The 14,319-nt window shown below is 59.4% G+C and carries 11 protein-coding genes and 2 tRNA genes; 4 read left to right on the top strand and 9 right to left on the bottom strand.

Translation table 11 applies throughout. From position 1 onward, the window contains the following. Positions 1 to 160: 160 nt before the first annotated feature. The 7 genes from dnaB to rnr all read right to left on the bottom strand — a co-directional run bounded on the left by dnaB (position 161) and on the right by rnr (position 7,441). Positions 161 to 1,558: a replicative DNA helicase gene (gene dnaB, locus ACM110_RS26405; RefSeq protein ID WP_416130065.1), complete on the bottom strand. Its 1,398-nt coding sequence runs from the start codon at positions 1,556 to 1,558 to the stop codon at positions 161 to 163. A 120-nt stretch (positions 1,559 to 1,678) separates the two neighbouring features. Then, positions 1,679 to 2,125, bottom strand: a complete 447-nt coding sequence (gene rplI / locus ACM110_RS26400) for a 50S ribosomal protein L9 (RefSeq protein ID WP_007973276.1) — start codon at positions 2,123 to 2,125, stop codon at positions 1,679 to 1,681. A gap of 19 nt (positions 2,126 to 2,144) precedes the next feature. Continuing rightward, positions 2,145 to 3,038 carry a hypothetical protein gene (locus ACM110_RS26395; protein ID WP_416130064.1) on the bottom strand — a complete coding sequence of 298 codons (894 nt, stop codon included), beginning with the start codon at positions 3,036 to 3,038 and terminating at the stop codon, positions 2,145 to 2,147. 36 nt (positions 3,039 to 3,074) lie between these two features. Then, positions 3,075 to 3,305 carry a 30S ribosomal protein S18 gene (gene rpsR, locus ACM110_RS26390; protein ID WP_002551829.1) on the bottom strand — a complete coding sequence of 77 codons (231 nt, stop codon included), beginning with the start codon at positions 3,303 to 3,305 and terminating at the stop codon, positions 3,075 to 3,077. Positions 3,306 to 3,333: 28 nt separating this feature from the next. Further along, positions 3,334 to 3,756 carry a 30S ribosomal protein S6 gene (gene rpsF, locus ACM110_RS26385; RefSeq protein WP_008048087.1) on the bottom strand — a complete coding sequence of 141 codons (423 nt, stop codon included), beginning with the start codon at positions 3,754 to 3,756 and terminating at the stop codon, positions 3,334 to 3,336. A gap of 284 nt (positions 3,757 to 4,040) precedes the next feature. Next, the gene (gene rlmB / locus ACM110_RS26380) at positions 4,041 to 4,808 is read right to left on the bottom strand and encodes a 23S rRNA (guanosine(2251)-2'-O)-methyltransferase RlmB (protein ID WP_007995003.1); all 768 of its coding nucleotides are present in this window, start codon (positions 4,806 to 4,808) and stop codon (positions 4,041 to 4,043) included. Continuing rightward, the gene (rnr, locus tag ACM110_RS26375; RefSeq protein WP_416130063.1) at positions 4,805 to 7,441 is read right to left on the bottom strand and encodes a ribonuclease R; all 2,637 of its coding nucleotides are present in this window, start codon (positions 7,439 to 7,441) and stop codon (positions 4,805 to 4,807) included. The genes rlmB and rnr overlap by 4 nt, the downstream gene beginning before the upstream one ends. Positions 7,442 to 7,665: 224 nt before the next feature. On the opposite strand from rnr, the gene ACM110_RS26370 reads away from it, so the two are divergent. The 4 genes from ACM110_RS26370 to ACM110_RS26355 all read left to right on the top strand — a co-directional run bounded on the left by ACM110_RS26370 (position 7,666) and on the right by ACM110_RS26355 (position 10,848). Next, positions 7,666 to 7,752 (top strand) — tRNA-Leu (locus tag ACM110_RS26370). 167 nt (positions 7,753 to 7,919) lie between these two features. Next, a tRNA-Leu gene (locus tag ACM110_RS26365) sits at positions 7,920 to 8,006 on the top strand. A gap of 272 nt (positions 8,007 to 8,278) precedes the next feature. Then, on the top strand, positions 8,279 to 9,289 hold the full coding sequence (locus ACM110_RS26360) for an extracellular solute-binding protein (protein WP_416130062.1): 1,011 nt from the start codon (positions 8,279 to 8,281) through the stop codon (positions 9,287 to 9,289). Next, a complete protein-coding gene (locus ACM110_RS26355) occupies positions 9,289 to 10,848 on the top strand; it encodes an ABC transporter permease (RefSeq protein ID WP_416130061.1) in 1,560 nt (519 codons plus the stop codon). The genes ACM110_RS26360 and ACM110_RS26355 overlap by 1 nt, the downstream gene beginning before the upstream one ends. 90 nt (positions 10,849 to 10,938) lie before the next feature. Here the strand turns inward: ACM110_RS26355 and ACM110_RS26350 are convergent, their stop codons facing one another. Both ACM110_RS26350 and ACM110_RS26345 read right to left on the bottom strand, forming a co-directional pair. Further along, complete coding sequence (locus tag ACM110_RS26350; protein WP_416130060.1) at positions 10,939 to 12,873, bottom strand: methyl-accepting chemotaxis protein; 1,935 nt, start codon at positions 12,871 to 12,873, stop codon at positions 10,939 to 10,941. A gap of 150 nt (positions 12,874 to 13,023) precedes the next feature. Further along, positions 13,024 to 14,313 (bottom strand): adenylosuccinate synthase, encoded by a 1,290-nt coding sequence (locus tag ACM110_RS26345; protein ID WP_110657998.1) that lies wholly within the window; start codon positions 14,311 to 14,313, stop codon positions 13,024 to 13,026. Positions 14,314 to 14,319 lie beyond the last annotated feature (6 nt).

Below are 14,319 nucleotides of genomic sequence, written 5' to 3'. Positions count from 1 at the left end.
TTTTGACCAATTCCGACGGCTGTGGTCGGAAATTGGTGGCGACCCTATCGCTGGCAAGCCAGCTCCCACGGTGATTTATGGTGTACCTGCTATTTTGGTACCACACAGAACCCTGAGGGAGCGGGCTTGCCCGCGATGAGGCCCTTTCAGACGCTACAAATTACTCGTCATCATCAAAGTTGTAGCTACCCGGCGCCAGGTTCTCGAAGCGGGTGTACTTACCGATGAACGCCAGGCGGATAAAGCCGATCGGGCCGTTCCGCTGCTTGCCGATGATGATTTCGGCAATGCCCTTGTGCTCGGTTTCCGGGTGATACACCTCGTCTCGGTAAACGAACATGATCACGTCGGCGTCCTGCTCGATCGCTCCGGATTCCCGGAGGTCGGAGTTGATCGGCCGTTTGTTCGGCCGCTGCTCGAGGGAGCGGTTGAGCTGGGACAGCGCCACCACCGGACAGTTGAACTCCTTGGCCAAGGCTTTCAAGGAGCGCGAGATTTCAGAAATCTCGTTGGTTCGGTTGTCGCCGCCTGAACCTGGAATCTGCATCAACTGAAGGTAGTCGATCATGATCAGGCCGATCTCACCGTGCTCACGCGCCAGACGCCGGGTACGCGCTCGCATTTCCGAAGGGCTGATACCGGCGGTGTCGTCGATGAACAGCTTGCGGTCATTGAGCAGGTTCACCGCCGAGGTCAGGCGCGGCCAGTCGTCATCTTCCAACTGACCGGAACGCACCTTGGTCTGGTCGATCCGACCGAGGGACGACAGCATACGCATGACCAGCGATTCGCCTGGCATCTCGAGGGAATACACCAGAACAGCCTTGTCGCTGCGCAGTACGGCGTTTTCCACGAGGTTCATCGCGAAGGTGGTTTTACCCATCGACGGACGACCGGCGACGATGATCAAGTCAGCCGGCTGCAGGCCGCTGGTCTTTTCATCAAGGTCGGTGTAGCCCGTGGACAGGCCGGTAATGGCGTTGTCAGTGTTGAACAGCGTGTCGATGCGATCGATGGCCTTGGTCAGCAAATCGTTCACACCCACCGGGCCACCGGTTTTCGGCCGGGCCTCGGCAATCGCGAAGATCTGGCGTTCCGCTTCGTCGAGGATTTCCTCGGCAGTGCGACCCTCCGGGTTGAAGGCGCTGTCGGCGATCTCGGTGCTGATGCCGATCAGTTGGCGCAACGTCGCGCGCTGACGGACGATCTGTGCATAAGCCTTGATGTTGGCGACGGACGGTGTGTTTTTCGCCAACTCACCAAGGTAACCGAGGCCACCCACCTGCGACGTCTGACCTTCCTTGTCCAGTTGCTCGGCAAGGGTCACGACGTCAATCGGGGAGTTGTGATCGGCCAGTTTGGCGATCGCACGGAAAATCAGACGGTGGTCATGTCGATAGAAATCGCCGTCGGAGACTTGGTCGAGCACGCGTTCCCAGGCGTTGTTGTCCAGCATCAGACCACCGAGTACAGCCTGTTCGGCTTCGATGGAATGCGGCGGTACTTTCAGCGCGGCGGTTTGCAGATCGTATTGCTCGGGAGCGGAGATTTCGTTCATGGCCACTTGGAATCAGATGTAAAAACGGGGATGCCAGAAAGACAAAGGGCACGACCTGTAAACAGGATCGTGCCCGATGTTACCGGCAAGCACCCGAGGGTGCCAGCCGACAAGTGCTGCTTAAGCTGCTACCACGACAACGCGTACGGTGGCTTCAACTTCGGCGTGCAGGTGCACGGCTACGTCGAATTCGCCTACGTTGCGGATGGTGCCGTTCGGCAGACGAACTTCGCTCTTCTGCACTTCAACGCCAGAGGCGGTCAGTGCGTCAGCGATGTCGTGAGTACCGATCGAACCGAACAGCTTGCCTTCGTCACCAGCGGTGGCAGTGATAGTCACTTCCAGCTCAGCCAGTTGGGCGGCACGGCTTTCAGCCGATGCTTTACGGTCTGCTGCAGCTTTTTCCAGCTCAGCGCGACGCTCTTCGAACGCAGCCAGGTTGGCTGGGGTCGCAGCGGTAGCTTTGCCGTAAGGCAGCAGGTAGTTACGACCGTAACCAGCCTTAACGTTCACTTTGTCACCCAGGTTGCCCAGGTTGGTGACTTTTTCCAGAAGGATCAGTTGCATGTGAAAATCCTCTTAACTTTTAACCTTCACCGTTCGCGTTATCGGTGTCTTTCGGCACCAGACGACCGCGAAAATCAATCAGGCTGTCGACGATGGCCAAGACCACCAGCAACGGATAGATCAGCTGCATGAACAGCAACAGCGTCACGTACAACCCCACCAGCCAAAACCTGGCCAGTCGCTTTTGCGCCACCAGCCCGTGAATCAGGGCCAGCCCGGCGAAAACCAGCGGTACGCTGCACAACGGTACGAGCATAGACATCTGGGCACCGAAGTTCGGTGTCACAACCATGCCCGCCAGCAGCAACAACGCGGGACCCAGCGGGATTCGGATGGCGCGAAACTCGCGACCAAAACCGCCTGGGTTGTACAACAACGCCTGCCAGTAGCGCCCGACAATCAGGCTCAGCACACTGACGATCTGCAACAAGGCCGCAATCAGGCCGGTCAGGATTGGTGCAATCAGGGACGCGAAACGCGCTTGCTCGTCTACCGACATTTGCTGGTAGACCTCACCGAGTAGCGACGGCATGACTTTTATCAAAGCCTGCGCCAGCATCTCGATCTGGGGACCAAAAGCCGTCCCCAGCACCACTGAAAACACCACTCCCATCGCTATGCTGACCAGCAGCACGCGGTTCCAGGACTCGCTTGCGCGCAAAATCAACGCAAGGCTCGCAGACCCCAGCAGCACCAGAAGTGCCCGTGGGTCGTCGGAGTAAAGCCACCAGATCAACGCCGGCAGCAGTCCCAGAGCAAGAACGCCCAGGGCGTCCTTCAATCCGCGCCGCAGGAGCACAAGGCATCCGGCGGCAGCACCCAACCAATACAACAACGGCAATGCCGCACATCCAGCCACTACCAGAGTGGCCTGCATACGGCCCCGCATGATGAACTCAGCTAAGGCACGCATACATTCAATCCTTTGCTACGTGTCGACTGCCCGGTCTCAGCGGCCGTGGCTGTCGGTGTAGGCCAGCAGGGCCAGGAAGCGGGCGCGCTTGATAGCGGTGGCCAGCTGACGCTGATAACGAGCTTTGGTACCGGTGATGCGGCTTGGAACAATTTTGCCGGTCTCGGATACGTAGGCTTTCAGAGTGTTGAGATCTTTGTAATCGATCTCTTTCACGTCTTCAGCGGTGAAGCGGCAGAATTTACGACGACGGAAGAAACGTGCCATTTGATAGGCTCCTTAAAAGGTCCGTGGATTACTCGTCAGCGTTATCGCTGTTGTCGCTGTCATCACTATCAGCGCTTTCAGCGCCTTCGTGCTCAGGACGGTCGCGACGCTCACGGCGCTCACTGCGGTTTTCTTCAGCCTTGAGCATCTCGGACTGGCCGGTAACGGCTTCGTCGCGACGGATGACCAGGTTACGGATCACTGCATCGTTGTAGCGGAAGTTGTCTTCCAGCTCGGCCAGGGCCTTGCCAGTGCACTCAACGTTCAGCATCACGTAGTGAGCCTTGTGAACATTGTTGATTGCGTAGGCCAGTTGACGACGGCCCCAATCTTCCAGACGGTGGATTTTGCCGCCGTCTTCTTCGATCAGCTTGGTGTAACGCTCAACCATGCCGCCGACTTGCTCGCTTTGATCCGGGTGGACCAAAAAGATGATTTCGTAATGACGCATGAATGCTCCTTACGGGTTGTAGCCTGCCGCTCAAAAGCGGTCAGACAAGGAGTGAATGACACTTATGGACTTGCGTGGGTAAGGCACATGCGTGCCTGCCGTCACAGCAAGGGGCGCAATTGTAGAGAAGGGGCGAGGGAGGCGCAAGGTAATTGGTGATTATTTGAACAGTCACCATATGCCGAACACCTGTAGGAGCTGCCGAAGGCTGCGATTTTTTGATCTTGAAAAATCAAAGTCAAAAGATTGCAGCCTGCGGCAGCTCCTATAGGGGCCTGCGTGAATCAGGACTTCTTGGCGGCAGCCTTGGCTTTGACGCTACGCTGACGCTGCGCTTCGAACAGGCAAACACCCGTCGCCACGGACACGTTAAGGCTACTGACGCTACCAGCCATCGGCAGGTTCACCAGGTAGTCGCAATGTTCGCGGGTCAGGCGACGCATGCCTTTGCCTTCGGCACCCATGATCAAGATGGTCGGGCCGGTCAGGTCTTGGTCGTACAGGCTGACCTCAGCCTCCCCCGCCGTACCGACAACCCACAAGCCGCGCTGCTGAAGTTTCTCCAGGGTGCGCGCCAGGTTGGTCACGGCCACCAGCGGAATCACTTCCGCAGCACCGCAGGCAATTTTTCGTACAACCGGCGTCAGCGTTGCCGACTTGTCCTTTGGCACGATCACGGCCAGTGCGCCCGCCGCATCGGCGGAACGCAGGCAGGCACCGAGGTTATGCGGGTCAGTCACACCGTCGAGCACCAGCAACAGCGGTGCGCCTTCGGTGCGATCCAGCAGCTCGTCGAGCATCGCCTCGCCCCAGACCTGGCTTGGACTCACGTCCGCAACCACGCCCTGATGCACGCCTTCAACCCAGGCGTCCATTTCACGGCGCTCGGCCTGGCCGACCTGGACCCGGTTTTCGTTGGCCAGCTCAATCAGCGTCTGGACCCGTGGATCATTGCGACCTTCGGCCAGCCAGATCTGCTTGACGCGTTTCGGGTGGTGACGCAGCAACGCTTCTACAGCGTGTACGCCATAGATCTTTTCCAACTGACTCATGGCTTGGCCTTAGGTTTACGCGCCCCACCGCTTTTGGCTGGGGCCGAGCCCGCTTTTGGCGGACCTTTACGATGTTTGCTCGGTTTGGCAGGTTTGCCGCCGACAGCCTTTTCAGGCGCCGACCGGCTGGTCTTTCCCGCAGACGCCGCTTTACCGCCGCTTTTCGCACCGGCGAGCAACGCCTGTTTCATTTCACGACTTTTGCGCACTTCAGCGTTTTTCGCTGCCGCATCGCTCGGGCGGTAGGCCTCGACAGCCTTTTCCTTGGCAGGACGACGACCGGTTTTCGCCGGGGCCGGCTCTGCTTCCGATTTTTTAGAAGAGGCAGCAGGTGCTGCGGTTTCAGTGCCACGCTTCTTGCGACCGATCGGTGCGTTGATGGTTGTTTCAGCCATCTCGAAGTCGATCTTGCGCTCGTCGAGGTCGACGCGCATGACCCGCACTTCAACGGTGTCGCCAAGGCGGAAGCTGCGACCGGTACGCTCACCGGCCAGGCGGTGGTGCACAGGATCGAAGTGGTAGTAATCGCCCGGCAGCGCGGTGACGTGCACCAGACCTTCGACGTAGATGTCGGTCAGTTCGACGAACAGACCAAAACCAGTCACTGCGGTGATCACGCCCGGGAACGACTCGCCCACGCGATCCTTCATGAACTCGCACTTGAGCCAGTTCACCACGTCGCGGGTCGCTTCGTCGGCACGGCGCTCGCTCATCGAGCACTGCTCGCCGAGCTGCTCCAGCGCCGCTTCGTCGTAAGGATAGATACGCGCTTTCGGAATGGTCATCGCACCGGCACGACGAACGTGCGGGGTGTCCTGTTTCGAATGAATCACGCTGCGGATCGCCCGGTGCGTGAGCAAGTCCGGGTAGCGGCGGATCGGCGAAGTGAAGTGGGTGTACGCTTCATAATTCAGGCCGAAGTGGCCCTGGTTATCAGCGCTGTACACCGCTTGGCTCAACGAACGCAGCATGACGGTCTGGATCAGGTGGAAATCCGGGCGATCCTTGATACCGGCCAGCAATGCCTGGTAATCCTTCGGCGACGGACCGTCCTTGCCTTTGTGCAGGGACAGGCCGAGCTCGCCGAGGAACGCGCGCAGTTTTTCCAGACGCTCCGGTGGCGGACCATCGTGAACGCGGTAAAGCGCAGGGATTTCGTGCTTTTTCAGGAATTCAGCGGTGGCCACGTTGGCCGCCAGCATGCATTCCTCGATCAGCTTGTGGGCATCGTTGCGTATGGTTGGACGGATTTCGGCGATCTTGCGCTCGGAACCGAAGATGATCCGGGTTTCCTGCGTTTCGAAATCGATCGCGCCACGCACGTGACGGGCGGCCAGCAATACTTTATACAGCGCATAAAGCTGCTTGAGATGCGGCACGACGTCGGTGTACTCGCCACGCAGTTTGCGCGCTTCAGTAGCCTTCGGCGTTTCCAGCATGGCGCTGACCTTGTTGTAGGTCAGACGGGCATGGGAGTGAATCACCGCTTCGTAGAAGCAGTAGTCGGTCATTTCGCCGGATTTGGAGATGGTCATCTCGCAAACCATGGCCAGACGATCAACCTGCGGATTCAGCGAGCACAGGCCGTTGGACAACTGCTCAGGCAGCATCGGGATCACGCGCTCGGGGAAGTACACCGAGTTGCCGCGAACCTGCGCCTCGGCATCCAGCGCCGAACCGAGTTTCACGTAGCTGGATACGTCGGCAATCGCCACGTACAACTTCCAGCCACCGGAGAACAGGCGCAGCTTGCCCGGACGGGCTTCGCAGTAGACCGCGTCATCGAAGTCGCGGGCATCTTCACCGTCGATGGTGACGAACGGCAGATGGCGCAGGTCGATGCGCTTCTCTTTGTCTTTCTCTTCGACTTCCGGCTTGAGCTTGCCGGCTTCCTTCAGTACGGCATCAGGCCAGACGTGGGGAATGTCGTAGGTGCGCAGGGCGACATCGATTTCCATGCCCGGCGCCATGTAGTTACCCACGACTTCAACCACGTCGCCTTGCGGCTGGAAGCGTGGCGTCGGCCAGTGGGTGATCTTCACTTCGACGAACTGACCGATCTGCGCATTGGCGTTGCGGCCCGGCGTCACCAGCACTTCCTGCTGGATCTTCGGGTTGTCGGCAACGACGAAACCGATACCGCCTTCTTCGAAGTAACGACCGACGATGGTTTCGTGAGCGCGGGACACCACTTCGACGATCATGCCTTCGCGGCGACCGCGACGGTCCAGACCGGAAACGCGGGCCAGGGCACGGTCACCGTCGAACACCAGACGCATTTGCGCCGGGCTCATGAACAGGTCGTCACTGCCGTCATCCGGCACCAGGAAACCGAAACCGTCACGGTGACCGCTGATGCGACCCAGGATCAGGTCGAGCTTGTCCACCGGCGCATAAGTGCCGCGACGGGTATAGATGAGTTGAGCATCGCGCTCCATGGCGCGCAGACGGCGGCGCAGGGCTTCGATCTGGTCTTCTGTGGTCAGACCAAACTCTTCGACCAGCTGCTCGCGGTTAGCAGGCGAACCCCGATCAGCAAGATGCTGAAGGATCAGTTCGCGGCTAGGAATGGGGTTTTCATATTTTTCCGCTTCACGAGCGGCCTCGGGATCGAGGGACTGCCAATCGGCCATTAGAGAGTTTTCACCTTGTCTATATGCGGGTTAGTTTGGCATAGGCGTAATGAAACGGGAAATTTCAGGCTAAGACGACCCATCTAAAGCCCTGTATCGACACCGTAAAGCTGATTTGAAGACCGCTGGTGAAATTTTCCAGGTTTTTTTGATTCCGGGGGTTTACAGTTAAAAAGACGCTCCGTATAGTGCGCGCCATCGACGACGGAGACGTTGCCGATACTGCCCAGATGGTGAAATTGGTAGACACGCCAGCTTCAGGTGCTGGTGACCGCAAGGTCGTGGAAGTTCGAGTCTTCTTCTGGGCACCAATTTCGAGCTTGAGATTAGATCAATTTCAAGACTCACACAAAAACCCGCGAAAGCGGGTTTCTGCATTCTGGACGACTGGTTTATTAATTTTAAAATCAGGGGTTTACAGATCAAAATGCGCTCCGTATAGTGCGCCACATCAACAGCGGCGACGCTGAAGATGATTGCCCAGATGGTGAAATTGGTAGACACGCCAGCTTCAGGTGCTGGTGACCGCAAGGTCGTGGAAGTTCGAGTCTTCTTCTGGGCACCAATTCAAATTCAAGGTTACGACCCTGGATTTCACAGAAACCCGCGAAAGCGGGTTTTTGCGTTTCTGGCCTAAAAACCTCCCCCCGCAGGACCTGTAGGAGCTGCCGAGAGAAACGAGGCTGCGATCTTTTGATTTTCAAGATCGAGCCAAAAGATCGCAGCCTTCGGCAGCTCCTACAATGAGCCAACCTCGCCTTTCAATGCGCATTTGAGAAACAATATCGTTTATCATTGTTGCAAGTTTTTGCAATGCGACAGTGAGGAACCCTGCGAATGATGTTTCGAAATACCCTGCGCCGCGGCCTGACCATCACCCTGCTCGGCCTGGCACTCGCCACCCCCCTCACCCAGGCTGCGGATCAAGTTTCCCTGACCCTCTACAACGGCCAACACAAAGAAGTCGGCGACGCCGTCGCCAAAGCCTTCGAAGCCAAAACCGGCATCCACGTCAACGTCCGCAAAGGCAGCAGCAACCAGCTCGCCAGCCAGGTCGTCGAAGAAGGCGATCGCTCCCCCGCCGACGTGATCTACACCGAAGAATCCCCACCACTGAACAAACTCGGCGAGCAAGGCCTGCTGGCCAAGGCTGACGACGCCACGCTGGTGGTTCTGCCCAAGGAATACGTCGCCGGCAATGGCACCTGGATCGGCGTGACCGCCCGGGTGCGCGTCGTGGCGTTCAACCCCAAGCTGATCGACGAAAAAGACCTGCCGAAATCAGTGATGGAGTTCTCCGACCCGAAATGGCAGGGCAAGGTGGGTTTCGTACCGACCAGCGGCGCCTTCCAGGAACAGGCCGTCGCGATCATCAAGGTGCACGGCATGGACGCGGCCGAAGAGTGGCTGACCGGCCTGCGCGCTTTCGGCAAGACCTACAGCAACAACATGGTCGCGCTCAAAGCCGTGGAAAACGGCGAAGTCGCGACAGTGCTGGTGAACAACTACTACTGGTTCGCCCTGCAGCGTGAAAAGGGCCAGCTCGATTCGAAACTGCACTACTTCACCGGTGGCGACGTCGGCGGGCTGATCACTGTTTCCAGCGCAGCCGTTCTGAAGTCCAGCAAACATCCAAAAGAAGCCCAGCAATTGCTCGCCTACATGGCCAGCGAAGAAGGTCAGCGCGTGATCACCCAGACCACCGCTGAATACCCGCTGCATAAAGGCATGGAATCGGATCGCGGCCTCAAGCCTTTCAGTGAGCTGGAAGCGCCGAAAGTCACGCCAGCCGACCTCGGCAACGCCGAAGAAGCCCTGGATCTGGAACGTGACGTTGGCCTGAACTGATGAGCACTCCGCTACCCGTTCCGACCGGCGCTTACGTGCCTCGGCGGAAGCGGCCATCGATCTGGTTGCTGCTGCCGGTTCTGCTGCTGGTCGTACTCAGCCTGCTGCCGCTGGCCTATGTCGGGCTCAAGGCCTGGCAGGCGGGCTGGGCCGAGGCGCTGCACTTGCTCTGGCGACCTTATGTGTTCGGTTTGCTGCGCAATACCTTGGCGCTGATGGTCGGTGTGACGCTGGCCTGCGGCGTGATCGGGCTGTCGCTGGCGTGGCTGCTGGAACGCAGCAATCTGCCGGGGCGGCGCCTGTGGGGCGTGATCCTGTGCCTGCCGTTCGCCGTACCGGCGTTTGTCAGCAGCTTCACCTGGGTATCGCTGAGCGCTCATTTTGAAGGGCTCGGCGGGGCGATTTTGGTGATGACGCTCTCCAAGTACCCGCTGATTTTCCTGCCGGTGGCGGCGACCTTGCGCAATCTCGATCCATCTTTGGAAGAGTCCGCACGCACGCTGGGGCAAAATCGCTGGGGGGTGTTCTTCAAGGTCACCCTACCCCTGCTCTGGCCGTCGCTGCTCGCCGGTTCGCTGCTGATCGCGCTGCACATGCTGGTGGAATTCGGCGCGCTGTCGATCATCGGCCTGCAAACCTTCACCACCGCAATCTATCAACAGTTCGAACTGGAATTCAGTAACGCCAACGCCGCGATGCTCTCGGCAGTACTGCTGGCGCTGTGCCTGATGCTGCTGTGGCTGGAACTGCGCGTTCGCGGCAAAGGTCGCCACGTGCGTACAGGCCAAGGCGCGGCGCGGCGGGCGGAGCAAGTTCGCCTGGGACCATGGGCCATCGCAGGACAGTCTTACTGCCTGCTGCTGGCGATCATCGGTAGCGGCATTCCACTGGGCATGCTGGCGTATTGGCTGGCAGTGGGTTCGTCTGCGGCATTTCCGGTAGCCGCCATCGGTGAGGCGCTGCTTTCATCCCTGGCGTTGTCGCTGGGGGGCGCGGCGTTGTGCCTGGTGCTGGCAGTACCCGTCGGATTGTTAGTGGTGCGCTACAAGGGCCAACTGGCGATCTGGGCCGAACGCCTGCCCTATCTGCTGCATGCCCTGCCGGGACTGGTGATTGCCCTGACGCTCGTCTATTTCGCTTTGCATTATGTGCCGGCGCTGTACCAGACCTCGGCGCTGCTGTTGATCGCTTATGCGTTGCTGTTCCTGCCGCTGGCTCAGGCGCCGATTCGTACGGCACTGAGCAAGGCTGCGCCGCAACTGGAGGAAGCCGCACGAACGCTGGGAGCTTCGTCGTTCACCGCGTTTTGCCGGATAACCCTGCCGATCATTTTCCCGGCGCTGGGTGCGGCGTTTGCGTTGGTGTTTCTGGATGCGATGAAGGAACTGACGGCGACGTTGCTGTTGAGTCCGACCGGACTCAACACATTGGCAACAGAAGTGTGGGCGCATAGCGCGAATGTGGAGTTTGCGGCGGCGGCGCCTTATGCGGCGTTGTTGATATTAGTGTCGGGGTTGCCGGTCTATCTGCTGACGACCCGAATGTATCTGAGCCGCTGACAACGCAAAAGATCGCAGCCTTCGGCAGCTCCTGCAGAGAAACGCACATTCCCCTATAGGAGCTGCCGAAGGCTGCGATCTTTTGATCTTTTACGCCCGGAACTGCCCCAGGCTCGCCTTCAATTGCGCCGCCAATCCATCCAGCACCTTGCCGCTGGCTGTGGTTTCTACCACCGCCTGAGCCGCTTTCTCGGCCTGCGCATGAATAGTCTCGACCCGCCCGCGCACTGCCTGCGCACCCTTGGCCTGATGCGCTGCTGCCTGAGTCGCCAGACCGATCGCCGCGTGCACCTGCTCCACCGATGCCTGCACCGACTGCTGCAACCGCGCGCTGTCACGCAAGACCAACAAACCTTCGCTGGCCTGACGCCCGGCCTGACCAATTGCCGCCACCGCTTCGCGCGCACCCTGCTGCAACGCCACGATGTGCGCCTGAATATCGCCGGTGGAGCTCTGGGTCTTGCTCGCCAGTGCCCGCACTTCGTCAGCCACCACCGCAAACCCGCGCCCGGTTTCGCCGGCGCGCGCTGCTTCGATGGCCGCGTTCAGCGCCAGCAGGTTGGTTTGCTCGGCGATCCCGTGAATCACCGTCAGTACCACTTCAATCTGTTCACTCTGCTGCGCCAGTCGCTCAATCACTTGCGCGCCGGTATCGACCTGCCCGGCCAATGCCTCGATCAGGCTGCCGACTTTCGCCGAGGTCCGGGTGTTTTCATCGGTGGCCTGGCGGATATCCACCACCTGCTTCAATGCCGCCTGCATGGCATGGCTTTCTGACTGAGCTTCATCCGCCATTTGCGACAAGGCCCGCAGACTTTCAGCCACTTCATCACGCTGCATGCCCGCCGCCGCATCGGCCCCGGCGTTGCGCAGGGTCATCGCGCCGATTTCCACACCGGTGCGCTGGGCCACATCGCCCGCCTCGCGCACGATCGGTTGCAACTTATCCACAAAGCGATTGACCGCCGAGGCCATGTCGCCGATTTCGTCCTTGCTGTTGATCTGTACGCGCTTGGTCAGGTCACCCTCGCCCGCCGCCAGGTCATCCATGGCAACGATCAGCATTTTCAGGCGATTGACCACCCGTCGCCCAAGCACCACCGCCAGCAATAGCAGGACACCGAAGCCCACCACCGCCAGAAACACGCCGATGCGCCAGCGCAAGGTGGACGCCGCTTCCTGCACCGTACTGGTGGTATTGGCTTTCATTTCCGATGCCGTCGACTGCGCCGACTGCAGGCGCGCGCGCATGGCTGTCGCACTGTCGGCCGCCGCGCCTTTGAGGCTGTCGCCGACCAATTGGTCGCTGCTGGCGATCAGCGCAGAGAAGCGTTTGTCCAGGGCCGCGAGATCGGTTTCCACCGAGGCGGTCGAGACGCCCATCAACACCTTGCCGATTTCGACGCCATTGGGGTTGATCGATGCCTCGATGTAGAACACCGAAGGATCGTTCTTCGCCGCATCCAGCACCTTGTCCAGCGCCCGCTCGCCCTGGCCTTTTTCCAGCAGGGCCTTGTTGATCGGGTTTTCCCGGTTGAGGTAGCGCGTCAAGTGCTGACCCGTCGCATCGTCGTAGACCACAAACAGCACGTTTGGATTGCGCTGCGCACGACGGGCGAATTCGGAGAGGGTTGGAACGTCGCTGTCCCACATGGCACGCGGTGCGACCGAAGCCAGAAGCTGCGCCATATCATTGGCGGAGTCCTTCAGGTCTTTTTCCAGTGTCGCACGCAGTTGCGCCTGCTCGTCCTTCAAACGAGAAGACAGACCTGCCGTGAGGCGTTGGCGTGTGCTGGTGGATAGGCTGTCGAGGCTCGACGTGACTTCACGCCCCGCCTGCTCGAGTTCGCCCGAAAGCTTTTGACTGTCCGCGCCCAGGCGCACACCCAAATCGGCTTCCAGCGCGGTCACCGTGCTCCGGGTCAGAGCAACAGCCACCAGCACCTGCACCAAAAGGGCGATACCGAGGGTAACGAACACAGGCCGCAGTAAACGGCTTTGTAACAGTGAGAGAACGGCCGACACTTGGAATCCCTCTGCTTTGGCGCCATTAAATTGATAGCACGCCGGAAGCGATGCTTTTTCTAATGTTCACAGCAAAGGTCGTGCCGTACGACAGGCATAAACGACAAAGGGTCCGATTAAGGACCCTTTGTGTTTCACTTCAATGACTTATCAAGCGAACGGATGACGCAGAACGATGGTTTCGTTGCGATCAGGCCCCGTCGAAATAATGTCAATCGGCGCGCCGATCAGCTCTTCGACGCGTTTGATGTAAGCACGGGCGTTAGCTGGCAGCTCTTCCAGGGTTTTGGCACCCACGGTCGACTCGGTCCAGCCCGGCACTTCTTCGTACACAGGCTGCAGGCCTACGTAGCTGTCTGCATCAGTCGGGGCAACCGCATTACCTTGCGCATCTTTGTAGCCGACGCAGATATTGATGGTTTCCAGACCGTCGAGTACGTCCAGCTTGGTCAGGCAGATGCCCGAGATGCTGTTCACATCGATAGCGCGACGCAGGATAACGGCGTCGAACCAGCCACAACGACGAGCACGGCCAGTCGTCGCGCCGAACTCGTGACCTTGTTTGGCCAGGTGCGCGCCGACTTCGTCGAACAGCTCGGTCGGGAATGGACCCGAACCTACGCGCGTGGTGTAAGCCTTGGTGATGCCGAGGATATAGTCCAGGAACATCGGACCAACACCCGAACCGGTAGCAACGCCGCCAGCAGTGGTGTTCGAGCTGGTCACGTACGGGTAGGTACCGTGGTCGATGTCCAGCAGAGAGCCCTGGGCGCCTTCGAACATGATGTCTTTGCCAGCGCGACGCAGGTCGTGCAGCTCGGCAGTCACATCCAGCATCAGCGGCTTGAGCAGCTCAGCGTATTCTTTGCACTCGGCCAGGGTCTTGTCGAACTCGATGGCTGGCTCTTTGTAGTAACCCACCAGCATGAAGTTGTGGTAATCCACCAGTTCACGCAGCTTGTCTTCAAAGCGCGGCATGTTGAGCAGGTCGCCCACACGCAGGCCACGACGTGCAACCTTGTCTTCGTAGGCCGGGCCGATGCCGCGACCGGTGGTACCGATCTTCAGCTCGCCACGGGCCTTTTCACGGGCCTGGTCCAGCGCGACGTGGAAGGACAGGATCAGCGGGCAGGACGGGCTGATACGCAGGCGCTCACGCACCGGTACGCCTTTCTCTTCCAGCTTGGTGATCTCGCGCAGCAGGGCGTCAGGTGCAACCACCACGCCGTTACCGATCAGGCACTGCACGCCTTCGCGCAGCACGCCCGACGGGATCAGGTGCAAGACAGTTTTTTCGCCATCGATCACCAGCGTGTGGCCAGCGTTGTGGCCACCCTGGTAGCGCACTACGGCGGCAGCATGTTCGGTCAGCAGATCAACGATCTTGCCTTTGCCCTCATCACCCCATTGGGTGCCCAGGACTACGACATTCTTACCCATAACACT

Source organism: Pseudomonas sp. NFX98 (genome assembly GCF_047784845.1).
Taxonomy (GTDB): domain Bacteria; phylum Pseudomonadota; class Gammaproteobacteria; order Pseudomonadales; family Pseudomonadaceae; genus Aquipseudomonas.
This window is presented reverse-complemented; position numbering and strand designations above follow the sequence as displayed.